This is a genomic window from Agromyces sp. Root1464 (assembly GCF_001427265.1).
GTDB lineage: Bacteria > Actinomycetota > Actinomycetes > Actinomycetales > Microbacteriaceae > Agromyces > Agromyces fucosus.
The window spans coordinates 457386-483491 of the sequence record NZ_LMFU01000003.1; the positions used below are offsets into that span (position 1 = coordinate 457386).

The following is a 26106-nucleotide window of genomic DNA, read 5'->3' on the forward strand; positions in this document are numbered from 1 at the left end:
GTGGTGCTTACTCTCCGACCAGTGCGCGGTACTCGGCGTGCGTGAGGAACTTCGGCAGGCTCGAGGCGTTCACCTTGATGAGCCAGCCCTCGCCGAACGGGTCGCTGTTGACGAGTTCGGGCGAGTCGACGACGGTCTGGTTGGCCTCGACGACCTCGCCGCTGACGGGGGCGAAGAGCTCGCCGACCGACTTCGTCGACTCGATCTCGCCGACGACGGTGCCCTCGGTCACGGTCGTGCCGGCCGCGGGCAGCTCGACGAAGACGACGTCGCCGAGCTTCTCGGCGGCGTAGTCGGTGATGCCGATCGTCGCGACGTCGCCGTCGAGGGCGATCCACTCGTGTTCTTCGGTGTAGTGCAGTGCGGTCTGGTCGGTCATGGCGTGCTCCTTGTGAGTCGTGCGGTGAGTGCGGTGTGCGTGGTGCCGGTCGAGCCGGCCGGCGGTCAGGCGGTGCGCTTGTAGAAGGGAAGGGCGACGACGGATGCCGCGACTCGCGTGCCGCGGACGTCGACGAAGAGCTCGCTGCCCGGCTCGGCGGCGTCGGGCGCGACGAGGGCCATGGCGATCGGGTGGCCGAGCGTCGGCGAGAGCGCCCCGCTCGTGATGACACCGACGCGCGCGGCATCGGCATCGGCGCCGTCGAAGACCTCGTACTCGGCGCGGGGCGCCCGGCGGCCCTCCGCCGCGAGGCCGACGAGCACCGGGGCATCCGCTGCGGGGCCCTGCTCGACCGCGGCGCGACCGACGAACTCGTCGGGCTTGGCGAGGGCGACGACGCGGCCGAGGCCGGCCTGCACGGGCAGGATGTCGCGGCTCAGCTCGTGGCCGTAGAGCGGCATGCCCGCCTCGAGGCGCAGCGTGTCGCGGCTCGCGAGGCCGCAGGGCGTGACTCGGGGCCCGCCGGTCTCGGCGAGCGCCTCCCACAGACGCGTCGCGCGCTCGGGGGCGAGGTAGAGCTCGAAGCCGTCTTCGCCGGTGTAGCCCGTTCTCGCGACGAGCACGGGCTCGCCCTCGAAGGTCGCCGGGAAGGCGCGGTAGTACTTGAGGCCCTCGAGCTTCGCGTCGAAGTCCTCCTCGTCGTTGCCCGGCCCCTCGACGCCGAATCCCGGCGTCTCGAGCAGCACCGCTCGGGCGTCGGGGCCCTGCAGGGCGATGAGCGCGACGTCGTCGCTCTCATCGGAGACGATCGTGTCGAAGCCCGTCGCGCGGGTGCGGAGCTCGTCGGCGACGACGGCCGCGTTCGAGGCGTTCGCGACGACCATGTAGCGGTCGTCACCGGTGCGGTAGACGACGAGGTCGTCGATGATGCCGCCGTCGTCGGCGAGCAGGAGGGAGTACTTGGCCTGCCCGATCTCGATGGCCGAGAGCTTGCCGGCGAGCGCGTGGTCGAGCGCGGCGGCGGCCTGCGGGCCGATGAGCACGATCTCGCCCATGTGCGAGAGGTCGAAGAGCCCGGCCGCGGTGCGCACGGCGTGGTGCTCGGCGAGGTCGCTGGAGTAGCGCACGGGCATCTGCCAGCCCGCGAAGTCGGTGAAGCTCGCGCCTGCGGCGCGATGCACGGCGTCGAGGGGGCTGCGGCGCTCGGAGCTCGACGATTCGAGGCTTGCGGTACCGGGTTCGTTGGTCACGAGAGTTCTCCAGACGTGCCGGCGAACGCCGGCGTTGTCACGGTCGCGGAAGCGTGCCGTGTGGGAACTCCCCCTCTGTCATGAGCCTGAGAGTTTCACGCTGGCGCGCTTTCACCGTGGGCGGGAGGCCGCGAGCCGTCGCGGAATCCACTTTTCAGAGCGGCCTCGTCATCGCGGTGTGGTGACCTGAGAGATTGGCGGGGAGGCTTGCTCCTTCGGTGCCGGTCGGGCGCTGTCCGTTCGTACTTCGGTTGGCGCTGACCGGCTCTCCCGCGACGCGTCGATGGCCCGGTATGAGATTGTGCTCCGATCCTAGCAGCGGGGCGCTTCCGCGGCGGCTGGGCATCGGCTGTGATCCGACGACAGCGGGTTCGTGTTCTGGTCAGGATGACTGTAAGCTGCTGTCGACCGAGTTCGAGTCAGTCTGACCAAAAGAGCGGAGGTGCCGGATGCCGCACCCGACCGAGCCCGATGGCGACGCGCCGACGCGACTCGCCGTCTCCACGGTGATCTTCGCGCTGCGACCCGACCGCTCGGGCCACCCGGTGCTCTGGACCCCGCTCGTGCGCCGCACTCGCGAACCCCAGCTCGGCCTCTGGGCCCTGCCCGGCGGCTGGCTGCCGCCCGCAGAAGAACTCGAAGCGGCAGCTGCCCGCACCCTGCGGCTCACGACCGGCCTCGCCCCTACCTACCTCGAGCAGCTGTACACGTTCGGCGAGGTCGACCGCTCCCCCGGGGTGCGCGTGGTCTCCGTCGTCTACTGGGCGCTCGTGCAGAGCGACGAGGCAGCCCGGGCGACCGCAGGGCCGAACGTCCGCTGGGTGCCGGCCGACACGCTGCCGGGGCTCGCGTTCGACCACAACCGCATCATCGAGTACGCCCTCTGGCGGCTGCGCACCAAGGTCGAGTACTCCCAGATCGCGCACGCCTTCCTCGGCGAGACCTTCACGCTCGCCGAGCTCCGCGAGGTCGTCGAAGCGGTGCTGCAGCGCCCGCTCGATCCCGCGAACTTCCGACGCACGATGCTCGCCTCGGGCCGGCTGCGCGAGACGGGCGAGCGACTGGCCGGCGCACGCAACCGACCACCGAAGCTCTACCGCTACGACTCCACCGCCCTCGCCGGGGCGAACCCCGACCCGACCGTGCGAACCGAATCCCTGAGAGAGCGACCGGCATCATGACCATCTCGATCGACGACCTGCAGACCGACGACACGCGAGCGGCGGCATCCGTCGACCGCACCATCCGCCTCATCGAGGCGGGTGCCGCCACAGGCGCATCGTGCTCGCCCGAACTCGCGAAGGGCCCCTGGGAGTTCGACGCGGGCCCCGTCTCGTACGGGCCCGGGTCGTCGATGGGCGACGTCATCCCCACGGGCTCGCCCCGGCAGGGCGCACTGCCCGAGTCGTACCGCACGGCTTCCGCAGACGAGCTGCACGCGCGCATCCGCGCCGCGAAGGCGACCCTCGGCGACCGCGCCGTCGTGCTCGGCCACTTCTACCAGCGCGACGAGGTCATCGAGCACGCCGACTTCGTGGGCGACTCGTTCCAGCTCGCGAACGCCGCCCTCACCCGGCCCGACGCCGAGGCGATCGTGTTCTGCGGCGTGCACTTCATGGCCGAGACCGCCGACCTGCTCTCGACGCCCGAGCAGGCCGTGATCCTCCCGAACCTCGCCGCCGGCTGCTCGATGGCCGATATGGCCGACGAGAGCTCGGTCGAGGAGTGTTGGGAGCAGCTCGAAGAGGTCTACGGCGACCTGACGGCGACGGATGCCTCGGGGCGCGTGCCCGTCATCCCGGTGACCTACATGAACTCGTCGGCGGCCCTCAAGGGCTTCGTCGGGCGCCACGGCGGCATCGTCTGCACCTCCTCAAACGCGAAGACGGTGCTCGAGTGGGCGTTCGAGCGCGGGCAGCGGGTGCTCTTCTTCCCCGACCAGCACCTCGGCCGCAACACCGCGAAGGCCATGGGCGTGCCCCTCGAGCAGATGCCGATGTGGAACCCGCGCAAGGCGCTCGGCGGCAACACGGCGGGCGAACTGGGCGAAGCCCGGGTCATCCTGTGGCACGGCTTCTGCTCGGTGCACCGCCGGTTCACGGTCGACCAGATCGCGCAGGCCCGCGTCGACCACCCCGGCGTGCAGGTCATCGTGCACCCCGAGTGCCCCATGCCCGTCGTCGACGCAGCGGATGCCGCGGGTTCGACCGACTTCATCGTGAAGGCGATCCAAGCCGCCCCCGCGGGCTCGACCTTCGCGATCGGCACCGAGATCAACCTCGTGCAGCGCCTCGCGGCCGAGTACCCGCAGCACACGATCTTCTGCCTCGACCCCGTCGTGTGCCCGTGCTCGACGATGTACCGCATCCACCCCGGGTACCTCGCCTGGGTGCTCGAGGAGCTCGTCGCGGGCCGCGTCGTCAACCGCATCACCGTCGCCGACGACGTGGCCGAGCCCGCGCGGGTGGCCCTCGAGCGGATGCTCGCGGCGAAGCCGCCGGCAGCGGCTCCGCAGCCCGTCGCGGGAGCCTGACATGGCGCGCGTGCTCGTGATCGGGGGCGGCATCGCCGGCCTCTGGGCCGCCGTGAAGGCCACCGATGCCGGGCACACCGTCGAGCTCGTCACGAAGGCCGAGCTCGCCGAGGGCAATACGCGCTATGCCCAGGGCGGCATCGCTGCAGCGCTCTTCCCCGACGACTCCGCCGAGCGTCATTTCGCCGACACGATCGAGGCCGGGGCCGGGCTCGCCGATCCGGCCGCCGTGCGCGTGCTCGTCGACGAGGGCCCCGACCGCGTGCGCGACCTCATCCGGTTCGGTGTCGCATTCGATCGGGGCGAGTCGGGACTCGAGCGCGGACTCGAGGCCGCACACTCGCGCGCCCGCGTGCTGCACGCCGGCGGCGACGCCACCGGCGCGGCCATCGAGCACGCCCTGGTGGCCACCGTGCGGCGCCGAGCCGTCGCGATCGACGAGCAGACGATGCTCGTCGACCTCCTCGTCGAGGGCGGGCACGTCGTCGGGGCGCAGCTGCTCGGGGCTTCAGGAGCCGTCGTCGAGCGCCGCGCCGACGCGGTCGTGCTCGCCACCGGCGGCAGCGGATGCCTCTTCCGGCATACGACGAACCCGGCGGTCGCAACGGGCGACGGAGTGGCCGCGGCCTGGCGTGCCAGCGCGCGCGTCGCCGACCTCGAGTTCACCCAGTTCCACCCGACGGCGCTCGCCGCCCCCGGCACTCCGCTCATCTCCGAAGCCGTGCGCGGCGAGGGCGCGGTGCTGCGCGACGAGAGCGGTCGCCGTTTCATGCTCGACGTCGACGCACGCGGCGAACTCGCCCCGCGCGACGTCGTGGCCCGCGCGGTCTGGCGGCGATCGCTCGAGCAGGGCGGTGCACCGGTGGTGCTCGACGCCACGGCGCTCGGCGGCGCGGAGCTGGCCCGCCGCTTCCCGGGCCTCGACGCCGTCGTACGAGCTGCCGGCTTGGACTGGGCCCGTGAGCCCGTGCCGGTCACGCCGGCCGCGCACTACGCGATGGGCGGCATCGCGACCGACCTCGAAGGGCGCACGAGCGTGCCCGGACTCTTCGCGATCGGCGAGGTCGCCCGCACCGGCGTGCACGGTGCCAACCGACTCGCGTCGAACTCGCTGCTCGAGGCGGCGGTGTTCGCCGACCGAGCGGTTCGGGCGATCACCGCGTCGGAGGCGTCGCGAGCAGCCGCTGCGTCCGAGGCCGCGGTGGCCGGAACGCCTGCACGATCCGCCCAGGTCGTGCACGGTGCGCCCGTCGATCGCGACGAGCTGCAGGCCCTCATGTGGAGCCACGTGGGACTCGAGCGCGACGAGGAGGGGCTGGCGGCGGCATCCGCTCGGCTCAATGCGTGGCACGCACTCGACCCCGTCGACCGCCGCAGTGCGGAGGATCGCAACCTGCTCGATCTCGCCCGCCTGACCGTCGCCGCCGCCCGGGCCCGGCGCACGAGCTGCGGCGCGCACTTCCGCACCGACGACCCGAACGTCGTCGTCCCCGCCACCTTGCACGAACCCACCGCACTCGAACGAGAGGCCGCCTGATGACCGACCTGAGAGAGATCGACCGCATCGTCGGCGCGGCGCTCGACGAGGACGCCCCGTGGGGCGACCTGACCTCCGAGGTGCTGATCCCGGTGACGGCCCCCGCGGCGGCCGAGCTCGTGGCGCGCGAGCCGGGAGTGCTGAGCGGCATCGAGGTCTTCGCCGCGGCCTTCCGCCTCATCGATCCGGCCATCGTCGTCGAGGCTCTCGCGGTCGACGGCGAGCCGTTCGAGGCAGGCGCGGTGCTCGCCCGCGTGAGCGGTCCGGCCCGCGGCATCCTGCGCGCCGAGCGCGTCGGCCTGAACCTCGTGCAGCGCATGTCGGGCATCGCGACGCTCACGGCCCGGTACGTCGCGGAGACGATCGGCACCAGTGCGCGCATCGTCGACACCCGCAAGACCACGCCGGGCCTGCGCAGCCTCGAACGTCAGGCCGTGCGCGACGGCGGCGGCCGCAACCACCGCCGTTCGCTCTCCGACGCGGTGATGGCGAAGGACAACCACCTCGCCGTGCTGACAGCCGGCGGCCACGACCTCGCGACCGCGCTCCGGGCCGCACGCGAGCGGATGCCCCACACCGCCCACCTCGAGGTCGAGGTCGACCGGCTCGACCAGGTCGAGGCGGTGCTCGCAGGCGGGGCCGACACCGTCATGCTCGACAACTTCACTCCCGATGGGCTGCGCGCGGGCGTCGCCCTCATCGCGGGCCGGGCGATCGTCGAGGCCTCCGGCGGCGTCTCCCTCGACACGGTGCGCGAGATCGCGGCGACCGGTGTCGACGTGATCTCGGTCGGTGCCCTCACCCATTCGGTGCGCTCGCTCGACCTCGGCCTCGACGTGACGGTCTCGACGTGATCTTCCTCGACCACGCGGCAACGACGCCCGTGCGCCGAGAGGCGCTCGAGGCGATGTGGCCGTTCCTCTCGGGCTCGTTCGGCAACCCGTCGAGCCACCATGCGCTGGGCGAGGAGGCATCCCGCGCCCTCGCCGCGGCTCGCGCGACGGTGGCCGCGGTCGCCGGATGCCGACCGGGCGACGTCGTCTTCACGAGCGGCGGCACCGAGGCCGACAACCTCGCGGTGAAGGGCCTCGCGCTCGCGAACCCCCGCGGGCGCCACCTCGTGATCTCCCCGATCGAGCACGAGGCGGTGCTCGAGTCCGCGGCATTCCTCGACCGCGTGCACGGCTTCGAGGTCTCCGAGGTCGCCGTCGACGCGGGCGGCCTCGTCTCGCCCGAGGCGCTCAGCCGAGTCATCCGGCCCGACACCGCCCTCGTCTCGGTGCAGCTCGCGAACAACGAGATCGGCACGGTGCAGCCGATCGCGGAACTCGCCGCGGTCGCGCACGCCGCCGGGGCCCTCATGCACACCGATGCCGTGCAGGCGGCCGGCTGGCTCCCCATCTCACTCGACGTGCTCGGCGTCGACGCCCTCTCGCTCGCCGGTCACAAGGTCGGCGCTCCGAAGGGCACTGGCGCGCTCATCGTGCGCGGCCGGCTCCAGCTCGAGCCGGTGCTGCACGGCGGCGGGCAGGAACGCGGGCGCAGGTCGGGCACCGAGAATGTCGCGGGCGCGGTCGCCTTCGCGACGGCGCTGCGCCTCGCCGAGGCCGAGCGAGCGGATGCCGCGGCGCACGTCGCCGCACTCGGCTCGGCGTTCACGGCGACGATCGCGGCGACGGTTCCGGGCGCGCAGCCGACGGGCGATCCCGAGCACCGCCTGCCGGGCACGGTCTCGTTCGTCTTCCCGGGCACCAGCGGCGAGGCCGTGCTCCTCGAGCTCGAGCGCGACGGCATCGTCTGTTCGAGCGGATCGGCGTGCGCGGCCGGCAGCGACGAGGCCTCCCACGTGCTCACTGCCGTCGGACTGCCGACCGAACTCGCCCAGACAGCGGTGCGTTTCACGCTCGGCGCGGAGAACACGGCCGAAGAGCTGGCGGATGCCGCGGCATCCGTCGCTCGTGCCGTGTCTGCGGTGCGCGGTATCGTGGCGACATGAGCGAAACACCTGCTGACAAGGCTGACGAGCGGCGCATCGAGAACGAGCTCGCTCCCGAAGAGCAGCTCCTCGAGGGCTGGCTCCCCCGGCCGACTCCCACCGACGGCCCGGCTCCGGCTCCGTAAGCCGCCCCGCGCGACCGAGTTTCCCAGCAGGCCGGCGCTCGTCGAGAGCGCTCGGTTCCATGCGTTCCGATCGATGTCGGAATCGGGGAATAGCGAGTCACCCGACGCGGGTTGACCAACGTATTCGACGCAATTCTCCGGCGCAGCCCTGCGCCGACATCGATTGGACCAATATTCCTTGACCGAACGCGCCGTTCCTGAACTCCGTGACCTCGAGGTCGCCCCTGCCGGCGACCTCACCATGCACGAGCACTCCGATGTGGAGGCGCTGCACGGCGCCCGAAACAACCGGGTGATCTGGCTCCTCCTCGCCGCTTCCTTCGTCGTCATCCTCAACGAGACGATCATGGGCGTGGCGATCCCGCACCTCGTCGTCGACCTCGGCATCTCCATCTCCCAGGCGCAGTGGCTGACCACCGCGTTCATGCTGACGATGGCCGTCGTCATCCCGATCACCGGCTACCTGCTGCAGCGCTTCGCAACGCGGCCGATCTTCATCGCCGCCATGAGCCTCTTCTCGACGGGCACACTCATCGCGGCCATGGCTCCGGGCTTCGAGGTGCTCCTCGTCGGCCGGGTCGTGCAGGCGAGCGGCACGGCGATCATGATGCCGCTGCTCATGACGACGCTCATGACCCTCGTCGCCCCGAGCGACCGCGGCCGACTCATGGGCCGCGTCGCGATCGTGATGTCGGTGGCTCCGGCGATCGGCCCGACCATCTCGGGCCTCATCCTGAACTCGCTCTCGTGGCGGTTCATGTTCTGGCTCGTGCTGCCGATCGCGCTCGCGATGCTCATCATCGGCATCCGCCGGGTCGAGAACGTCAGCGAGCCCCGCAAGATCCCGATCGACGTGTTCTCGGTGGTGCTGTCGGCCTTCGGCTTCGGCGGGCTCGTCTACGGGCTCAGCCAGATCGGCGCCGAGACCGCCGGCAGCAGCTTCGGCGCTGCGCCGATGTGGATCGCCTTCGCTGTCGGCGCGATCGCCATCGGCGCGTTCATCTGGCGACAGCTGATCCTGCAGAAGCACGACCGGGCGTTGCTCGACCTGCGCACGTTCCTGTCGCGCAACTTCTCGATCTCGATCGGCCTCATGACGATCATGATGGCGGCGCTGTTCGGCACGATCATCCTGCTGCCGATCTACCTGCAGAACGTGCTGCACCTCGAGCCGATCATGACCGGCCTGCTGCTGCTGCCGGGCGGTCTCACGATGGGCCTGCTCGGTCCGACCGTGGGCCGGCTCTTCGATCGCCTCGGCCCGACGCCGCTGCTCGTACCCGGTGCGTTCGTCGTCAGCGGCGTGCTCTGGTCGCTCACGCTCGTGACCGACACGACCTCGCCGTGGTTGCTGCTCGTCGCCCACATCGTGCTGTCGGCCGGTCTCGCGTTCATGTTCACGCCGCTCTTCACCTCGGCGCTCGGCTCGGTCGACCCGAAGTTCTACTCCCACGGATCCGCGATCGTCGGCACCGTGCAGCAGGTGGCCGGCGCGGCCGGCACGGCGCTGTTCGTGACGATCATGGCGACGCAGTCGCTGACCGCGACCACGGCCGGCGCGACGGCCGAGGCCGCGGCGGCGTCCGGCATCCGCTCGGCGTTCATGGTGGGCGCGATCCTCTCGCTCCTGGCGATCGTCGGCGCGTTCTTCGTGCGCAAGCCGGCCGACATGATGGAGGGCGCCCCGGCGGCGCACTGACCTCCACGCAGTACGAAGGGGGCCCGGCATCTGCCGGGCCCCCTTCGTCGTTCACCGCGTCGGCGTGAACTCCGCCTTCGCGAACACCAACGTCAGCCGCAGTTCGGGCGGCAGCCGCGCTGCGAGGTGGTCAGCCGCAGTTCGGGCGGCAGCTGCGCTGCGAGAGGGCGTCGACGAGCACCGTGCCGAGGTCTTCGGGCTTCGAGGCCGAGTACGCGGCTCCCTTCGTCGCCTGCGCGATGCGCTGCATGGCGGCGAGGTCGGTGTCGGGTCCGAAGCCGATCATGATGACGGGCACGGGCTTGGTGGGGTCGTCGATCTTCGCGAGCTCGGCGAGGAGCGTGTCGAGGTCGATGCCGTTCTCGTCTTCGTTCTTGCCGTCGGTGAAGAGCAGCACCGAGTTGACCTTCTCGGGGTCGTACGTCTCGCGCACCCGCTGCACTGCGGCGAGCGTCGTGTCGTAGAGGCCGGTCGCACCGCCGAGCCTGGCAGGCAGCGACTGGATGATGCCGGCGATCTCCTGCGAGTGCGCGGCATCGCCGAGCGGTGCGATGGGCGAGAGGTCTTCGTAGTCGAGGTCGCCGTTGCGTGCGGTGGAGAACACCCAGACGCCGAGTTCGACTTCACCCGAGAACTTCTGCATCGCGCCGACGGCGGCCTGCTGGAAGATGTCGATGCGGCGCAGGCCGTTCTCGGCCGGTTCCTCCATCGATCCCGACACGTCGATCACGGCGAGCATCCGCGAGCGCAGCGTCAGCACCGACCAGGCTCGAAGGATCTCGAGCTGGGCCGCGCCGTCGAGCGCCGCCGTCGCCGAGGGGGCTTCCGCACCGAGGCCGGTGATGTCGAGCTCGCCGGTGCCGTCGGGCGCCCGGAAGCCGGCGGCCGCCAGCGTCTTCGCGCTCTCGCGGACCGCGGCCTCGAAGGCGTCGAGCAGTTCGCCGCGCGTCGCGACCGGCGTCTCCGCCGGGGCGGCGTCGGCATCGGCTTCGGCGGCCGCATCGTCTTCGGCCGCGTCGTCACGCGCCGACATGCTCACGAACGGATAGTCGAGCGACACCGTGCCGTCGACGGGATAGGCGGCGACGAGCGCCTCAGCGGGGTCGTCGAGGTTGTACGCGGCGACCTGCGCCTCGCTTGTGACGACGACCGCGGGATCTTGGGATGCGCTCACGGTGCCGAACGCGGCGCCCGTCGATGCGGGGATGGACTTGCCGAGCTCGATCATCGCGCCGGCGAACTGTCGCGGGTCGTCGGGCGATGAGTGGCCGCGCAGGGCGAGCAGCCCGGCGAGGCTCGCAGCGGACGCCTCGGGGTCGGGCAGGATCGTGGGCAGGGTGCCGCCGAGCACTCGGGCCCAGCTCACCGGTTCGGCCGCGAGCTCCGTGGCCTTCGTCGAGGCCCCGGCGAAGACGACGGGCGACGAGGCGATCGACTCGCGCACGTCGACCTCGGGCGGCGACTGGCCGAGCGAGGTGGCGGTGGCGTTCATGCGGTCGAGCCACACGCTCGACTCGGGGATCCAGGCATCGGACTCCTCGCCGCCCGAGGCGACGACGGCGGCGGTGTCGGCCGAGTCCTGCGCGGTGATCTCCGTCGTCACGCAGAGATCGGAGTTCGCGTCGAACTTCTCGGCGATCTCGGTCAGCGCGGGGGCGATCGACGTGTCGGCCACGACGGAGAGCTGCTCGGTCTCGGTGCAACCGGCTTCGGCCGACGCGAAGAGGGGGTTCAGGTAGCCGCCGACCCAGAGGAAGACGCCGGATGACACGAGTCCGACGACGACGACTGCACCGATGATGGACAGGATGAGTCTGCGGCCCGGCTGCTTCGCCGTTGCCGCTTCACTGTGACGTCCCACGGACACTCCAAGCCGACGAGTGGGGGCCTCGTCGAATCCTCAGTTCGGGTTCCCCAGATCGGGGAGGGATTTGGTTCAGTGTAAGCGACGAGTTGCAAGACGCGAACTTCACTCGGATTCGCCCCGTGTTCACGGGCCACTGGCGGACTGCGTTCCACCCGGGGCGGTCCGGATCCCCTTGGCGGTGCGGCGGAGTGGTGGGAGCATGGAAGGGAGCCGAACGGTCGCGATCGACGGGCCGGTGCACGGCTCGACGGGCGCACGACATGGAGCACTTCAAGGATCGAACCGACGCCGGGCGGCGACTCGCCGCGGCACTCGCGGGCGTCGATCTCGGGCAGCCGGTGGTGCTCGGCCTGCCTCGCGGCGGAGTGCCGGTCGCGGCACCGATCGCGGCGGCGCTCGGCGCCCCGCTCGACGTGCTCGTCGTGCGCAAGCTCGGGGTCCCCGGACAACCCGAAGTGGCGATGGGCGCGATCGGCGAACAGGGCGCTCGAGTGCTGAACGACGACATCGTCGACTCCGTGTTCGTCTCCCCCGGCGAACTGCGCGACATCGAACGCGTCGAGCGGGCCGAACTCGACGCTCGGGTCGCCCGGTTCCGAGGCGGCGAGCCGCCGATCTCACTCGAGGGCCGCACGGCGGTGATCGTCGACGACGGCGTCGCGACGGGCGCCACCGCACGAGTCGCGGCGGTCGTCGCGAAAGCCCGCGGGGCCACTCGAGTGGTGCTCGCCGTTCCGGTCGGCGCGTCCGACTCGATCGGATCGCTCGCCGCCGACCCGGCGGTCGACGAGATCGTCTGCCTGTCGGTGCCGCCGGGTTTCATGGCCGTCGGCATGCACTACCTCGACTTCGCGCAGACCACCGACGCCCAGGTGGCCGAGTTGCTCGCGGCGGCGCGGGCCGGCGACTGAGGCGCGCGGGCGACGGCCACTGATCGGCCGCTCGGTCGGGCTTCCCTATGCCCGATCGGCGGCGCGCACCCCGACCACGACGGTCGCGTCGGCCTCGTCATCGTGCAGGATTCGAGCATCGAGGCCGGCCAGGTCGAAGAATGCGGCGGCGAGGGGAGCCTGACCCACGCTCGTCTCGATCAGCAGTGCACCACCGGGAGCGAGCCACGAGCGAGCGGATGCCGCGACCCGGCGATGCACGTCGAGCCCGTCTCCGCCGCCATCGAGGGCCATGCGGGCCTCATGGTCGCGCGCCTCGGGCGGCATCGTGGCGATCGCCTCGCTCGGCACGTACGGGGCATTGACGGCGAGCACGTCGACGCGGCCCCGCAGTTCGGCGGGCAGCGCGTCGTAGAGATCGCCCTCGAAGACGAGCCCGCCGATCGGTTCGAGGTTCAGCCGCGCCGCCTGCACCGCCACGGGGTCGAGATCGGCCGCGACGAGGTGCAGCGGCCCGGCGGCATCCGCGATCGCCGCACCGATGGCGCCGACGCCGCAGCAGAGGTCGACCACGACAGGGGGGTGCTCGGAGCCGACCGGCGCGGCCTCCGCGGCGCGCTTCGCGAGGCTCGCAGCTTCTGCTGCCAGGAACTCGGTACGGCGCCTCGGCACGAAGACACCGGGCAGCACGCGCATGCGGAGGCCCGCGAACTCCGCCCAGCCGAGCACCTGCTCGAGGGGTTCGCCGGTGACACGGCGCTCGACCAGCTCCTCGAGTTCGGCACCCGTTGCGCCTGTCTCGAGCAGCAGGGCCGCCTCGTCCTCGGCGAACACGCATCCGGCGGCGCGCAGGCGGGCCACGATCTCGAATCCAGTCTCTGTGGTCATCACTCGGAATCGTATCGGCGCGACGTCCGGGGCGGAGCCGATGCTAGAGTCCTCGACATGACCTCGTCGAACCAGAACTGGTGGCCCGCCTCCTAGGCGGCCACGCGTTTCGACGTACTTTGACCGCCCGAGGGCGGTCTTTTCGCGTATGCGGAGGGTGGCGCCCGAGGGCCCGACCGGAGAATCCCATGACGCGACTGCTCGCCTCACTGCTCGCCGCGACCGACCCCGCGCCCTTCGCCGTCGTGCGCCGAGAGCACGAACCGACGCTCGACGTGCTCGTCGGCGACGTCGTCGACGTCGACCGCCTCGCCGACATCCCGCTCGACGGTGCCGAGGTGCTGGCGCTCGTGCCGTTCCGCCAGGTGCGCGAGCGCGGCTTCGTCGCGCACGACGATGGGGCTCCGCTCCGCTGCCTCGTCGTGCGCGAGCGGGAGACGATCGGCCTCGACGTGGCGATCGGAATGCTGCCGGAGCATCCGATCGCCGTCGACGACCTCGCCGTCGACGTGAGCGATGCCGAGTACGCCGATCGGGTGCGGCGGGTGATCGACGACGAGATCGGTCGGGGCGAGGGCGCGAACTTCGTGATCCGGCGCGAGTTCACGGGGCGCATCGAGGCATCCGCCGCGCATGCGGTGCTCGGCTGGCTGCGCGCCCTGCTCGAGCACGAGGCCGGCGCCTACTGGACGTTCGCGATGCACACGCCAGGTCTCTCGACCGTCGGTGCGACACCCGAGCGTCACGTGTCGTCGATCGACGGGGTCGTCTCGATGAATCCGATCAGCGGCACCTTCCGCCATCTCGCGGGGCCGCCCGCCGACGACGACCTCGTCGCATTCCTCGGCGACGTGAAGGAGCGCGAGGAGCTCGTCATGGTCGTCGACGAAGAACTCAAGATGATGAGCGCGGTGTGCCCCGACGGCGGGCGCATCCGGGGTCCGTTCCTGAAGCGGATGTCGCGGCTCACGCACACCGAGTACCTGCTCGAGGGACGCAGCGACCTCGACCCCCGCGAGGTGCTGCGGCTCACGATGTTCGCGCCGACCGTGACGGGTTCACCCATGGGCAACGCCTGCACGGTGATCGCGCGCCACGAGTCGACCGCCCGCGGATACTACGCGGGCGTGCTGGCGCGCTTCACGCCGGGAGCCGGCGGCTACGACCTCGATGCGCCCATCCTCATCCGCACGGCCTACGTCGACGGCGAGGGCGGGGTGCGCGTGCCCGTCGGGGCGACGCTCGTGCGGCACTCCGACCCGGACGGCGAGGTGGCCGAGACGCACGCCAAGGCGGCCGGCGTCCTGACGGCGCTCGGGGTCATTCCGCGAGCGGACGCGACGCCGACGTCGAGCACGGTCGGCGCATCGGCCCTCGGCGACGGTGCTCGCGACGACGACCGCATCGCCACGCTCCTCGACTCGCGCAACGACCACCTCGCGCGGTTCTGGAGCGCGCCGCAGGCGGCGCACCCGTCGCGCGGCGCGAAGGCCCTCGTCATCGACGCCGGCGACGACTTCACGACGATGCTCGCCCACCAGTTGCGGCACCTCGGCCTGGAGGCGCGGGTCGTGCCGTGGAACGAGGCCGTGCCCGAGGCATCCGACGACCTGGTGGTCTTCGGCCCGGGGCCCGGCGACCCGCGCAGCTCGACCGATCCTCGGCTGGCGCGCCTGCGCGAGCTGATGGTCGAGCGGCTCGAGAGCGGCGCGCCGATGCTCGCCGTCTGCCTCAGCCACCAGGTGCTCGCGACCCTCGCGGGCCTGCCGATCGCGCCGCTGCCCGCGCCGCGGCAGGGCGTGCAACTCGACGTCGACCTGTTCGGCGAGCCGGCGGCGGTCGGCTTCTACAACACCTTCGCGGCGATGGCGCCGAACGGCTCGATCACCCCGGCCCTCGAGCTCGAGGCGGCATCGGATGCCGCGACGGGTGTGGTGCATGCGCTCCGCGGACCGCGGGTGGCCTCGGTGCAGGGACACCTCGAATCGGTGCTCTCACCCGATGGGCTCGAGGTGCTGGCGCGGCTCCTCGACGTGCTCCTCGGCCCGGTCGCCGTCGACGTACCAGCCGGAGGGCTGCGCGAGGCGTCTTCGCGGGCGTGATCATCCCGCACTCGGTCGCGATCCGCAAGGCGTTGCCGCCGTCGACCGCGCGCGGTTGGCTGGGGCAACCCGACCCCGAGGAGGCGGATCACTGTGGACACGAGCACAATCGTCTGGATCATCGTCGGCATCGTCGTCGTCATCGCGATCGTCGTCGTCATCATCGTCATGGCGACGGGCAATCGGCGGCGCGAGGCCCGTCTCGAGGCCGATCGCCGGCGCGCGGCCGACCTTCGGCAGAGCGCGGCCGAAACCGACGCTGCGGCGCGTCAGCGTGAAGCGGATGCCGCAGCGGCTGCCGCCGACGCGAAGCGAGCCGAAGCCGCAGCCGCGCAGGCCCGACTCGACTCCGAGCGACTCGCCCGTGAGAGCGAGGCTCGCAACGCCGACGCGGCGGACCTGCACACCGAGGCCGACGACCGCCTGAAGAAGGCCGACCGGCTGGACCCCGACGTCGACACCACGGCACGAGATGCCGACGTCGACACCACGGCACGGGATGCCGACGTCGACACCACGGCACGGGATGCCGACGTCGAGACGGGCCGCGGCAGGCACGGCACATCGACCTCGGCCTGAGGTCGGCCCGACGTCGCGCGCTCGAGCCCGACTCTGCGGCACGGCCGCGGGTCGGCTCGAGCGCGCCTCGGCGGCCGGTCAGCCGAGCTCGATGACCGCGTCGAGCATCTCGTCGCCGAGCGCGCGGTCGGCGTAGATCACCCGATCGAGGTGCGTCGTGGTGCCGGGAGTCGAGGAGTGCTCGTCGTCGGAGCCGCCGAGGCGTGCAGCACGCCCCCGCCACTGCAACTCGAGCCCGATGCGCTCGATCACGCGGATGGAGGCGGCGTTGTCGCCGAGCACTCTGGCCGTGACCGGGGTGTCGGGCCGGGTCGCCTGCGCTGCGGTGAGCGACGCCCTCGCGGCCTCGGTCGCGAATCCGCGGCCCCAGGCCTCGGGAGCGAAGCGATAGCCGAGGTTCCAGGCGTCGAAGTCGAGCATTCTCGCTCCGGCCGAACCGAGGAACGCCCCGGCGGGCAGGGCGCCGACGGGTTCTCGAAGGATCACCGCGTTGTGGGAGAACCCGTACTCGAGCCGTCCGGCCATCGCCCGTTCGATGGCATCCACCGACATGGCACGACTCGTATGCCTGCTGCTGGGAAGGTGCTCCCAGGTTCGGGGGTCGCCGTAGACGCGGTAGTACGCGTCGGCGTCGTCGAGGGTCAGCGGGCGAAGGAGGAGGCGTTCGGTGCGGAGTTCGTCGATCATCGCCTCCAAGTCTCGCAGCGCCAGCCGACACTCAGCTGTCGGCGACCCGACCTGCTTCAACATGCCAGCGCCGGTCGAGACGCACATGCTCGAGCATGCGGCGGTCGTGCGTCACGAGCAGGAGCGTGCCCTCGTACGAGTCGAGGGCCTCTTCGAGCTGCTCGATCGCCGCGAGGTCGAGGTGGTTCGTCGGCTCGTCGAGCACGAGCACGTTGACGCCGCGCGCCTGCAGCAGCGCGAGGCCCGCGCGCGTGCGTTCACCGGGCGAGAGCGCGTCGACGGGGCGCAGCACGTGGTCGGCCTTCAGCCCGAACTTCGCGAGCAGCGTTCGCACCTCGCCGGCCGAGTACTCGGGCACGAGGGCCTCGAACGAGTCCGCGAGCGGCGCCGCCCCGGTGAGCTGCGTGCGAGCCTGGTCGATCTCGCCGATGGCGACGGATGTCCCGAGGCTCGCGGTTCCCGCATCGGCCGCGCGCCGCCCGAGCAGGAGGGCGAGCAACGTCGACTTGCCTGCTCCGTTCGGGCCGGTGATGCCGATGCGCTCCCCCGCATCGACCTGCAGCGAGACGGGGCCGAGCGTGAAGTCGCCCTGCTGCACCACGGCTTCGTTCAGCGTCGACACGACCGAGCTCGAACGCGGCGCCTGGCCGATCGTGAACTCGAGCTGCCATTCCTTGCGCGGTTCCTCGACCTCGTCGAGGCGCGCGATGCGGCTCTCCATCTGGCGGACCTTCTGGGCCTGCTTCTCGCTCGACTCCGTCGCGGCCTTGCGCCGGATCTTGTCGTTGTCGGGCGACTTCTTCATCGCGTTGCGCACGCCCTGGCTCGACCACTCGCGCTGGGTGCGCGCCCGGCCGACGAGGTCGGCCTTCTTCGCGGCGAACTCCTCGTAGTCGTCGCGCTGCTGGCGCCGGGCGGTCGCCCGCTCCTCGAGGTACGCGTCGTAGCCGCCGCCGTAGATGCGGTTGGAGTGCTGGGCGAGGTCGAGTTCGAGCACCCGGGTGACCGAGCGGGCGAGGAACTCCCGGTCATGGCTGACGAGCACCACGCCGCCGCGGATGCCGCGGACGAACGCCTCGAGTCGTTCGAGCCCGTCGAGGTCGAGGTCGTTCGTGGGCTCGTCGAGCAGCACGAGGTCGAAGCGGGAGCAGAGCAGGGCGGCGAGCCCGACGCGTGCAGCCTGTCCGCCCGACAGGGAGGTCATCGTCGACTCGGCGGAGAGGTGGGCGTCGCCGCCGCCGAGGCTGAGTCCGAGGTCGGCGAGCACGGCAGGGAGGCGCTCGTCGAGGTCGGCGGCGCCCGACGCGAGCCAGCGCTCGAGGGCCACCGAGTACTCGTCGGCGGGGTCGGGAGCCCCGGGCGCCGGGGCATCCGTCGACCCCAGTGCCAGCGCGGCCGCGTCGAGACGAGCGGATGCCTCGGCCGCACCGGTGCGCCGCGCGACGTAGGCCGAGATGGTCTCGCCCTCCACCCGCTCGTGCTCCTGCGGCAGCCAGCCGACGAAGGCATCGGCGGGCGAGAGATGCACGGCACCGGCCTGGGGTTCGAGCTCGCCCGCCAGAATGCGGAGCAGTGTCGACTTGCCGGCGCCGTTGACACCGACGATGCCAACGACATCACCCGGGGCGACCGTGAGGTCGAGGCCGTCGAAGAGTGTGCGGTGGGCGTAGCCCCCGGCGAGGCCCTGGGCCACGAGTGTTGCAGTCACCGGTCAACCCTAGCCAGCAGCTGCTGGGAGTTCAGCGCCGCCAGTGATACGGCGTCGTCGTCGAGACCCGCACGAGCCCTGACCGCTCCAGGATGGGCCGCGAGAACTCGGTCGAGTCCGAATTGATGAGCCGTTTGCCCATCGCGATCGCCGACTTCGCGCGTGCCGAGGTCAACGCGCGGTAGACGCCGCGACCGCGCCATTCCTCACGGGTCGCGCCGCCCCAGATGCCCGCGAAGTCGGTGCCGGCCACCGGTTCGAGCCGCCCTGCGCTGACGATGCCCCCGTCGGCCTCGGCGACCCAGAGCTCCATGCCGTCGCCGCGGGCGAGCCGCGCGAGCACGGCATCGGCGGTCGCGTCGGAGAACTCGTCGCCGAACACCTCGCCCTGCATGCGGCACATCGCACGGACGTCGGATTCCTCGGTCACCCGGCGCACGGTGACGCCGTCGGGCAGTGGAACGTCCACGACGAGTGCGCTCGCTTGGCCGATCATGATCGATTCGGCTTCATCGGCCTCGAAGCCGTTGGCGAGGAGGGTGCCGTGCAGGCCGGGGGCGGCATCGTGGCCACGGGTCTTCCACTCCACCCGGGTGATCTCAGGATCAGCGAGGTAGTGGGCGAGCGCGCCGACGACGAGGCCGGCGATCTCGGTCGCGGTCGCCCCGTCGAGGTCGCGATACGTCACGAACCCGCGGCCTCCGGCGAAGGTGACCAACCGCAACGGGCCGAGCCGTTCGACCGCGATCGCACTCGGCGTCTCAGCGTCGGTGCGGAGTTGGTCGTCGTAGGCGCGCAGCCACTCGTCGGCGAGGATCATGGCCCCCATACTGGGGGGAATGGTTGCAGAAAGCAACCTTCTGAGGATTGCTCGCGGAACGTCGGACCGCCCGGCGGGCTCGAGGCGGTCCGCGAGATCGGTGGTCAGCCGGCTCGCGACGCCCGCCACTCCTCGCCGAGGATCGCGTACGTGTAGCCGTCGACCCAGCCGAGGTCCGCATGCCAGGAATCGCGCACACCGTGCTGCTCGCGCCGCATTCCCAGCTTCTCCATGACGCGCCACGACGCCGTGTTGTCGGCGAAGCAGCCGGCTGTGACGCGGTGCACGCCGAGCTCGCCGAACGCGAGGTCGAGGAGCGCCCGGGCGATCTCGGTGGCGTACCCCCTGCCGGCATGCGCGGGCGCCACCCCGTAGCCGATTCCGCCCTCCGCGCGCCGCCATGGACCCGGATCGACGTGGTTCTGCCCCATCGCATCGGTGATCCAGAGCGACCCGGTGCCCACGACCTCGTCGCCGACGACGGCGATCGCCGAGTGATCGTTCGGGTCGTCGATCCCGTCGAGCCAGACCTTGCGGAAGGCCTCGGGCTCGACCTCGGTGCGCAACAGCCAGCGGGTGACCTCGGGGCGATTGCGCCACTCGAGGACCTGGTCGAGGTCGGCGTTCGTCGGCGGCCGCAGGGTGATCGGTCCGGCGGACCGCGGCCAGTGCACGTCGGGTGTCGTCATGCCTCCTGCTTAGCAGGCGAGCGCCCGGTGCACGAGTCGGGACCTGCTGCTACTTCACGAGTCGCGAGAGCACCCGGTCGGCGAGCGGCTTGCCGCCGGTCTGGCATCCCGGGCAGTACTGGAACGTCGAATCGGCGAAGATGACCTGCCGAATCGTGTCGCCGCAGACCTCGCAGGTCTCCCCGGTGCGTCCATGCACGCGCATCCCGCGACGCTTGGCGTCTTTGAGCTCGGCGGGCGGGCGACCGGATGCCACGGCAACCGCCTCCGCGAGGGTGTCCCGCATCGCCCGGTAGAGCGTCTCGACCTGCTCGGGCGCGAGCTTCGCGGCGAGCGCGTACGGCGACATCTTCGCGGCGTGCAGGATCTCGTCGGAGTAGGCGTTGCCGATGCCGGCGAACACCGATTGGTCGCGCAGCACCCCCTTGATCTGCGTGCGGCGGCCGTCGAGCACGGCGGCGAAGTCGGCGAGGGTGAAGTCGGGTGCGGTCGGATCGGGCCCGAGTCGCGCGATGCCCGGCACCTCGGCGGGGTCGTGCACGACGTACACCGCGAGGGACTTCTTGGTGCCGGCCTCGGTCAGGTCGAAACCCGAACCGTCGTCGAGGCGCACGCGCAGCGCGAGCGGTGAGCGACCGGGCTTGACCGGCGTCGACGGCACCTCGTCGTACCAGCGGAGCCAGCCGGCCCGTGCGAGGTGGAAGACGAGATGGAGGGCACCGGTGTCGAGGTCGACGAACTTGCCATGACGACGCACCCGCTCGATGCGCTGCCCCTCGAGCGCGGCGAGCGGCGGGTCGAAGGTCTTGAGCGCCGAGATCGCCGCGACCCGGAGCGAGGCGAAGGCGTGGCCCGCCGCGCGCTCGTCGAGGAACGCGGCGAGCGCCTGCACTTCAGGAAGCTCGGGCACACTGACATCCTGCACCTTGCCGCCGACCGTCGCACCCTTCGAGGGCCCCGATCGGCCCTACTCGGTCGAGAAGTCGAGCTTCGAGTCGGTGACCGCGACGACCGACCAGGTGCCGCCGTCGGCGTCGGTGAACTCGTAGGCGGGAACGACGATCACGCTGCCGTCGGGCTGCCACTGGCTCGAGAGCCCGAGGCGCGCGCTGACGATCTTCACATCGTTCACGGGCCACGCGACGGAACTGCCGGCCGTCGGCGTCGCCGGAGGTTCGGTCGGAGGCACCCATTCCTCGGTCATGAGCCCGGCCGGCCCCTCGGTCGCGGCGAACGGCATCGCGGTCATCTGGGCGCCGAACCGCGGATCGGAGAGCCGCTCGAAGGCCTGCTGCTCGCTGACGATCTCGTAGTCGCCCAACGCCACGAGGCCGGCGAGCGCCCCGGACGCGCTGACGATGCCGGCCTTGGCGAGTTCGACCGACCACGACTGGTCGATGCGCTGGCCGTCGACGACCGGCCACGCCTGCGCCATGCGCGTGACCGCGCCCTCCCAGGTCTCGGAGGTGTACTCGAACGCGTCGGCGTCGCGGCCCGCGGCCGTGATGAGCGACCGGAGCGCATCGATCGCGGCGGCCTCGCTCGGCAGGTCGGCGACGGGAGGCTCGCACGCCGGCATCTCGGGAATCACCGCATCGTCCGGAGTCGCCGGTTCGACCGTCATCGGCCCGCAGTTCCACGGGTTGATCGCCGGGTCGGAGTACGAGAAGCCGAGCGTGCCGTCGAGCCCGACGAAGAGCGACGGGCCGGAGCCGTCCTGTGGCCCGACGGTCCAGCTGCCGTCCTTCAGCACCGGGGTGCCCTCGACGCCGAGCGCCGCGGCGAGCGCGGCGACGGTCTCGGTGTTCGACGCTGCTCGCGCGTCGTAGGCGTACGCCGGTGCCGTGCCGCCGTCGGTGGAGAGCCCCGAGGCGCTGAACACGTTGCGACCGTATCCGTAGGGCATCATCGTGTCGTTGACACCGGGCCCCGCCATCTTGCCGCTGGCGGCGTCGAATGCCGAGGACTCCTGCGTGGCGCCCTCTTGCGCGGTGCCCAGCGAAATCGGTGCGGCGGCGAGCTCGGTCGATCCGGCGGTCAGCGTCCCGATGCCGAACCCGGCACCGCCGACGATGGCGACCGAGGCGGCCACCGCGGCGACGACGAGCCAGCGCGGACGGCGCCGCGCGCGCTCGGCACCGAGGTCGGTCACAGCGGCCGAGGTGGAATCGTCAGCTGCGGCATCCGGTGTCTCAGCCGTGCTCTGCGCGATGACGTCCTCGACAAATCCGGGGCGGGGTTCGACACCCGCTGCGGGGTCGGCGGCACGCAGTCGTGCGACCGGGTCGAGCTCGTTGTCGTCGTTCATGTCGGACACCCTTCGTGCGTGCGGTTCACTGGGGATATGTCCGGAGCGGGCGAGATCTTGCAGCGGGGGCCGGGCACCGGACTAGAACGACAGGCGCTCGCCCCAGGCTTCGCGCAGGCGCTTGCGCGCACGGGAGAGCGCGGCATCCGCTCCGGAGCGCGAGATGCCGAGCACCTCGGCGAGCTCCTGTCCGTCGAGGCCCTCCCACGCGTGCAGGAGCAGGATCCGCCGGTCGCGTTCGCCGACGCTCGCGAGCGCCCCGCGCAGCTCGGCGTCGAAGAGCGCGCTGAGCTCGGGGTCGTGCTCGATGCGCACCGTCCCCGACTCCGGCACCTCTTCCACCGGGAGGTCGACGTGCTTGCGACGACCGTTCGCGAGGATGAAGCCCGCGGTGCGGTAGAGCCAGGGCAACACCGCCTCGCGCGGCAAGTCGGCCCGGCGACGCCACGCGGTCGCGAAGACCTCCGCGGCGAGGTCCTCCGCGTCCTGGCGGGGTCCCCGCCTGGCGAAGTATCGGACGAGGGCGGTCGAGTGCTCACGGACGACCTCGGTGAACCAGGCCGTCTCGGCGCTCGTCGCGGACGTGTCTGCGGGCTCGGGCATCGCCACCTCCTCGGCTGCATCGGCGGGTGCTGCGGTGCTGGCGATCCTCACACCACGTTTATGTCGCGTCAGCCGCGAGTCTTGCACGCCCGGCGGGCGATCTATCCGGCGGCCCGCAGCGGCAGGCGTTCGCCGCCCGTCTGGCAGGTCGGGCAGTACTGGGCCGTCGTGCTCGCGAACGAGAAGTCGAGCACGGTGTCGCCGCAGACAGGGCACGTCTCGCCGGCACGCCCGTGCACGCGCATCGACGCGACCTTCGCAGCCTTGAGCTGGTCGATCGGCACTCCGCGCTGGTGCTCGATCGCACTCGTGATCGTGCCGACCGTTGCGTCGAAGAGGCGATCGAGCTCGTCGTCGGTGAGCGCCGCAGCGTGGGTCACTGGGGAGATCTTTGCGAGGTGCAGGATCTCGTCGGAGTACGCGTTGCCGATGCCCGCGAGCGATTCCTGCTCCTGCAGCACGGCCTTCACCTGCTTGCGGCGCCCGGCGACGACACGGTCGAAGTCGGCCCGCGTGAACCCGGGATCGGCAGGATCCGCTCCGAGCTTCGCGACCGCCGGCACTTCGCGCGGGTCGTCGACGACCCAGCAGCCGAGCGACACCCAGTCACCGGCATCCGTCAGCTCGACGACGGTGCCGTCGTCGAACGTCAGCACCACGAGCGTCGGCGGGGCGTCGGCGTCGGGCCCCTCGGACTCGGATGCATCGACCTCGCCCTTCGCATACCGCGCCCAGCCGTGCCGGCCGAGTGAGATCACGAGGTGCGCGTCGCCGACCGCGAGGTCGACGTGCTTGCCGTGGCGGGTCGCCCCGCTGACGCGCTCACCGCGCAGGGACGACGGCGGGCGGCTGCGCGTCTTGGCCGCACGGAACTCCACGACGTCGACGTCGGTGATCTCGCGGCCCGCCAAGCGCGTGCCCAGATCTTCGACGAGCGCCTGCACCTCGGGCGACTCGGGCATGACGCCAGCCTCGCACATCGGCCGGCGGCGAGGGTAGCCCTCGTGGCTGCCAGCCCTTGCGACAGCGGCGGCTCACCGCATGCAGCGCGGCGAGCATGGGCCCGCGGATGCCGCGCCCCCCGGCGCGGCATCCGCTCCCCTGCAGGACTACACCTCGGGAGGCGCAGCCTGGTCCTCGGTCCGCGTGACGCGTTGGCCCACCACCGGATCGGCGGTCGAGCTCGTCGTGGAGATGCTCCGACGACGTCGCATCATGAAGATCAGACCGAAGATGATGACGATCGCACCCGCGACCATCAGGATGTAGCCGACGAGATCGAGGTCGATCCAGTCGACGGTGACGTTCAGCGCAAAGGTGAGGACCGCGCCGATCGCCACGAGCAGAATGCCGAGGCCGATGCTCATGTTCGTACCCTCCGATTCATTCGTGGGATCAGATCGAGGTCCCGCTACTTCGTGCCGTCGTCGAAGGCGTCCTTGACCTTGTCGGCGGCCTTCTTGGCGTCGGCCTTGACCTGGTCGGCCTTGCCCTCCGCCTCGAGCCGCTCGTTGTCGGTCATCTTGCCGATGCCCTCCTTGACCTTGCCGGTCATTCGTTCGGCGGCGTTGCCCAGATCGTCTTTGGCGTTCATGGCTTCCTCCTCGGGAATCGGTCTGGCCGGCGCACCAGTTCAGTACGTCGGCTCCTCCACGCTAGGCAAGGCACCCGGCCTGCGACAACGGGTTGACAAGCCCACCGGGGGCACCTACGGTCGCGCGCGGATGTCGGTGGGTGCTGAGACACTCTCACTATGACGACGATCGAACTTCGGGAGACCCGGCACCTCGCCGTGGGCGACACGCTCGTCAGCGTCTCCGGCCGGAGCTTCGAGGTCACCAAGCTCGTGCGCGTCGGCCGCGGCATCCGCGTGCACTACCTCGCCGACGACGGCACCGCCGGGCGCTTCACGGCCGCTCCCGAAGCGGTCTGTCGCGTGCTCGGCGACGTCAGCGGCGCGCACGCGCAGCACGTCGCCTGAACTGGCGCGGTGCGTCAGTTGAAGACCGGCGAGAGGAACCGGCGTTCGTATCGCCGGATGCACTTCGTCTCGACCGCGTACTCGTACGCCTCGATGCACTCGGGATCATCAGCGGCTGCGAGCCGATACTGCTCGTAGTCGGCGAGCGACGGGAAGGTGAAGAGTGCGAACGCCTCGTCGCTGTCCCCCTCGCTCGGGAGGAAGTAGCCGTGGTGCATGCCGCCGAGCTTGTTGACGAGGCGGATCCAGCGCTCCCCGTACTCGCGGAACTCGGCGAGCTTGTCGGCATCGATCTCGTAGCGCAGGTGCACGGTGATCATCAGGGCGACTCGTTTCTGTCGGCGGTGGACGCGCAGCGTGCGGAGCCCGCAACGAGTATCCCGGTGCCGGTGCATCCAGTCCAATCCGCGTCGCGCTGCGTGACAAGCAGCTTCGGGCGCGCCGACTCACGTACCCTGAGGAGCGGGCCGCGATTCGCGCGGCCGACGAGAGGCTCCCCGTGAACATCACCCTGCTTCGACGATTCGTCGTAGTCGCCGAGGAGTTGCACTTCCCGCGTGCCGCAGAAGCCCTCGGCATCCCGCTCGCGTCGCTCTACACCTCGATCGACAAGCTCGAGGCCGAGGTCGGGCACCCGCTCTTCACCCGGCAGGGCGACACCCGGCTCACCAAGGTCGGGCTCCTGCTGCTCGACGAGGCCAGGGCGGAGATCGCTGCGGCGCCCGCTCCCGTCGAGAAGCCCGTGGTGAAGGCCGGTGGCAAGGCGAAGGCCTCCAAGGGCAAGGGTCGCGCGCCCATCGTGAAGGGCAAGCCGAAGCCCTACAAGAAGCGACAGGGCCGCTGACGGCGGCACCCTGCGCTTGAGCGCGGTGACGACGTTCAGTGCGTCCAGTCACGCCTCAGCAGGCCGTACACCCAACTGTCGGACACGTCGCCGTCGACGATGCAGTCCTCGCGCAGCGTCCCCTCGCGCACGAAGCCCAGCTTCTCGAGCACTCGGGCGGACGCCAGGTTGCGGGTATCGGTCTCGGACTGGACTCGATTCAGATCGATCGTGTCGAAGGCCCATCGCAGCAACGCACGCGCTGCCTCCGTCGCGTAGCCGTGGCCCCACGCCGCCCTGTTGAGGCAGTACCCCAGGGAGGCGCTGCGAAAGTCGGAGTTCCAGCTGTTGAAGGTGCACCAGCCGACGAAAGCCCGATCGGCGGTGCGCTCGATCGCGACGCGCGCACCACTGCCCTCGTCCGCCATCCGTCGGCATCCGTCCATGAAGCGTGCGACCGAGGCCCGGTCGGTCCACGGCGGAGAATCCCAGTAGCGAAGGACGTCCGCGTCGCTCTGCAACGCGAAGAGGGCATCGGCGTCGTCGTCGGTGAACGGACGGAGTCGCAGGCGCTCGGTGTGCAGGGTCGGGGTCGGCAGCGTCACCAGGTCATCCTCGCAGGAGGCTCCCACGGAACGCCAC

28 protein-coding genes and 1 riboswitch are annotated in these 26106 nt (G+C 71.2%); of the genes, 12 read left to right on the forward strand and 16 right to left on the reverse strand.

Annotation, left to right across the window (positions count from 1 at the left end; all coding sequences use genetic code 11):
• Window positions 1-7: 7 nt before the first annotated feature.
• Together gcvH and gcvT are read right to left on the reverse strand one after the other, a co-directional pair.
• Window positions 8-379: a glycine cleavage system protein GcvH gene (gene gcvH / locus ASD23_RS17680; RefSeq protein ID WP_056014540.1), complete on the reverse strand. Its 372-nt coding sequence runs from the start codon at window positions 377-379 to the stop codon at window positions 8-10.
• 65 nt (window positions 380-444) lie between these two features.
• Window positions 445-1629, reverse strand: a complete 1185-nt coding sequence (gene gcvT / locus ASD23_RS17685) for a glycine cleavage system aminomethyltransferase GcvT (protein WP_056014543.1) — start codon at window positions 1627-1629, stop codon at window positions 445-447.
• Window positions 1630-1793: 164 nt separating this feature from the next.
• Window positions 1794-1912, reverse strand: a riboswitch (glycine riboswitch).
• A gap of 166 nt (window positions 1913-2078) precedes the next feature.
• Here gcvT and ASD23_RS17690 point away from each other — a divergent pair.
• The 7 genes from ASD23_RS17690 (at window position 2079) to ASD23_RS17715 (ending at window position 9519) form a co-directional block, all read left to right on the forward strand.
• Window positions 2079-2810: an NUDIX hydrolase gene (locus ASD23_RS17690; protein ID WP_056014546.1), complete on the forward strand. Its 732-nt coding sequence runs from the start codon at window positions 2079-2081 to the stop codon at window positions 2808-2810.
• Window positions 2807-4162: a quinolinate synthase NadA gene (nadA, locus tag ASD23_RS17695; protein WP_056014549.1), complete on the forward strand. Its 1356-nt coding sequence runs from the start codon at window positions 2807-2809 to the stop codon at window positions 4160-4162. The genes ASD23_RS17690 and nadA overlap by 4 nt, the downstream gene beginning before the upstream one ends.
• A 1-nt stretch (window position 4163) precedes the next feature.
• On the forward strand, window positions 4164-5699 hold the full coding sequence (gene nadB / locus ASD23_RS17700; protein ID WP_056014552.1) for an L-aspartate oxidase: 1536 nt from the start codon (window positions 4164-4166) through the stop codon (window positions 5697-5699).
• Window positions 5699-6553: a carboxylating nicotinate-nucleotide diphosphorylase gene (gene nadC, locus ASD23_RS17705; protein WP_056014554.1), complete on the forward strand. Its 855-nt coding sequence runs from the start codon at window positions 5699-5701 to the stop codon at window positions 6551-6553. The genes nadB and nadC overlap by 1 nt, the downstream gene beginning before the upstream one ends.
• On the forward strand, window positions 6550-7695 hold the full coding sequence (locus ASD23_RS17710; protein WP_056014562.1) for a cysteine desulfurase family protein: 1146 nt from the start codon (window positions 6550-6552) through the stop codon (window positions 7693-7695). Before nadC ends, ASD23_RS17710 begins: the two co-directional genes overlap by 4 nt.
• On the forward strand, window positions 7692-7820 hold the full coding sequence (locus tag ASD23_RS19405; protein WP_268753238.1) for a hypothetical protein: 129 nt from the start codon (window positions 7692-7694) through the stop codon (window positions 7818-7820). Before ASD23_RS17710 ends, ASD23_RS19405 begins: the two co-directional genes overlap by 4 nt.
• A gap of 241 nt (window positions 7821-8061) precedes the next feature.
• Entirely contained in the window at window positions 8062-9519 is a 1458-nt protein-coding gene (locus tag ASD23_RS17715; protein WP_056015008.1) for a DHA2 family efflux MFS transporter permease subunit, read from the forward strand.
• A gap of 130 nt (window positions 9520-9649) precedes the next feature.
• Here the strand turns inward: ASD23_RS17715 and ASD23_RS17720 are convergent, their stop codons facing one another.
• Window positions 9650-11380, reverse strand: coding sequence for a substrate-binding domain-containing protein (locus ASD23_RS17720; RefSeq protein WP_056014565.1), 1731 nt, complete (start codon window positions 11378-11380; stop codon window positions 9650-9652).
• Window positions 11381-11646: 266 nt separating this feature from the next.
• On the opposite strand from ASD23_RS17720, the gene ASD23_RS17725 reads away from it, so the two are divergent.
• Window positions 11647-12297: a phosphoribosyltransferase gene (locus ASD23_RS17725; RefSeq protein ID WP_056014568.1), complete on the forward strand. Its 651-nt coding sequence runs from the start codon at window positions 11647-11649 to the stop codon at window positions 12295-12297.
• 45 nt (window positions 12298-12342) lie between these two features.
• Here the strand turns inward: ASD23_RS17725 and ASD23_RS17730 are convergent, their stop codons facing one another.
• The gene (locus ASD23_RS17730; RefSeq protein WP_056014570.1) at window positions 12343-13164 is read right to left on the reverse strand and encodes a putative protein N(5)-glutamine methyltransferase; all 822 of its coding nucleotides are present in this window, start codon (window positions 13162-13164) and stop codon (window positions 12343-12345) included.
• 188 nt (window positions 13165-13352) lie between these two features.
• Between ASD23_RS17730 and ASD23_RS17735 the strand changes: the two genes are divergently transcribed.
• Window positions 13353-15266, forward strand: a complete 1914-nt coding sequence (locus ASD23_RS17735; protein WP_056014573.1) for an anthranilate synthase family protein — start codon at window positions 13353-13355, stop codon at window positions 15264-15266.
• A 93-nt stretch (window positions 15267-15359) separates the two neighbouring features.
• Complete coding sequence (locus tag ASD23_RS17740) at window positions 15360-15845, forward strand: hypothetical protein (protein WP_056014575.1); 486 nt, start codon at window positions 15360-15362, stop codon at window positions 15843-15845.
• Window positions 15846-15923: 78 nt separating this feature from the next.
• On the opposite strand, the gene ASD23_RS17745 is transcribed toward ASD23_RS17740, so the two are convergent.
• The 10 genes from ASD23_RS17745 to ASD23_RS17790 all read right to left on the reverse strand — a co-directional run bounded on the left by ASD23_RS17745 (window position 15924) and on the right by ASD23_RS17790 (window position 24254).
• Complete coding sequence (locus ASD23_RS17745) at window positions 15924-16532, reverse strand: GNAT family N-acetyltransferase (RefSeq protein WP_056014577.1); 609 nt, start codon at window positions 16530-16532, stop codon at window positions 15924-15926.
• Between the two features lie 31 nt (window positions 16533-16563).
• On the reverse strand, window positions 16564-18240 hold the full coding sequence (locus ASD23_RS17750) for an ABC-F family ATP-binding cassette domain-containing protein (RefSeq protein WP_056014580.1): 1677 nt from the start codon (window positions 18238-18240) through the stop codon (window positions 16564-16566).
• Window positions 18241-18271: 31 nt separating this feature from the next.
• Window positions 18272-19060, reverse strand: a complete 789-nt coding sequence (locus ASD23_RS17755) for a GNAT family N-acetyltransferase (RefSeq protein WP_056014583.1) — start codon at window positions 19058-19060, stop codon at window positions 18272-18274.
• Window positions 19061-19164: 104 nt separating this feature from the next.
• Window positions 19165-19749 carry a GNAT family N-acetyltransferase gene (locus ASD23_RS17760; protein ID WP_056014586.1) on the reverse strand — a complete coding sequence of 195 codons (585 nt, stop codon included), beginning with the start codon at window positions 19747-19749 and terminating at the stop codon, window positions 19165-19167.
• Between the two features lie 49 nt (window positions 19750-19798).
• Window positions 19799-20659 (reverse strand): Fpg/Nei family DNA glycosylase, encoded by an 861-nt coding sequence (locus ASD23_RS17765; protein WP_056014589.1) that lies wholly within the window; start codon window positions 20657-20659, stop codon window positions 19799-19801.
• A 57-nt stretch (window positions 20660-20716) separates the two neighbouring features.
• Window positions 20717-22057: a hypothetical protein gene (locus ASD23_RS17770; RefSeq protein WP_157377155.1), complete on the reverse strand. Its 1341-nt coding sequence runs from the start codon at window positions 22055-22057 to the stop codon at window positions 20717-20719.
• 81 nt (window positions 22058-22138) lie between these two features.
• A complete protein-coding gene (locus ASD23_RS17775; RefSeq protein WP_056015010.1) occupies window positions 22139-22660 on the reverse strand; it encodes an RNA polymerase sigma factor in 522 nt (173 codons plus the stop codon).
• Between the two features lie 101 nt (window positions 22661-22761).
• Window positions 22762-23622: a DNA-formamidopyrimidine glycosylase family protein gene (locus tag ASD23_RS17780; RefSeq protein WP_056015012.1), complete on the reverse strand. Its 861-nt coding sequence runs from the start codon at window positions 23620-23622 to the stop codon at window positions 22762-22764.
• Window positions 23623-23769: 147 nt separating this feature from the next.
• The gene (locus ASD23_RS17785) at window positions 23770-24027 is read right to left on the reverse strand and encodes a DUF6458 family protein (protein WP_056014595.1); all 258 of its coding nucleotides are present in this window, start codon (window positions 24025-24027) and stop codon (window positions 23770-23772) included.
• A 44-nt stretch (window positions 24028-24071) separates the two neighbouring features.
• The gene (locus ASD23_RS17790; RefSeq protein WP_056014597.1) at window positions 24072-24254 is read right to left on the reverse strand and encodes a CsbD family protein; all 183 of its coding nucleotides are present in this window, start codon (window positions 24252-24254) and stop codon (window positions 24072-24074) included.
• Window positions 24255-24413: 159 nt separating this feature from the next.
• On the opposite strand from ASD23_RS17790, the gene ASD23_RS17795 reads away from it, so the two are divergent.
• On the forward strand, window positions 24414-24641 hold the full coding sequence (locus ASD23_RS17795) for a hypothetical protein (protein ID WP_056014599.1): 228 nt from the start codon (window positions 24414-24416) through the stop codon (window positions 24639-24641).
• Window positions 24642-24655: 14 nt separating this feature from the next.
• Here ASD23_RS17795 and ASD23_RS17800 read toward each other — a convergent pair whose 3' ends face one another.
• Window positions 24656-24961, reverse strand: a complete 306-nt coding sequence (locus tag ASD23_RS17800; protein ID WP_056014602.1) for an NIPSNAP family protein — start codon at window positions 24959-24961, stop codon at window positions 24656-24658.
• 179 nt (window positions 24962-25140) lie between these two features.
• Between ASD23_RS17800 and ASD23_RS17805 the strand changes: the two genes are divergently transcribed.
• Complete coding sequence (locus tag ASD23_RS17805) at window positions 25141-25485, forward strand: LysR family transcriptional regulator (protein ID WP_056014605.1); 345 nt, start codon at window positions 25141-25143, stop codon at window positions 25483-25485.
• A 35-nt stretch (window positions 25486-25520) separates the two neighbouring features.
• Here ASD23_RS17805 and ASD23_RS17810 read toward each other — a convergent pair whose 3' ends face one another.
• On the reverse strand, window positions 25521-26069 hold the full coding sequence (locus ASD23_RS17810; RefSeq protein ID WP_056014608.1) for a GNAT family N-acetyltransferase: 549 nt from the start codon (window positions 26067-26069) through the stop codon (window positions 25521-25523).
• Window positions 26070-26106 lie beyond the last annotated feature (37 nt).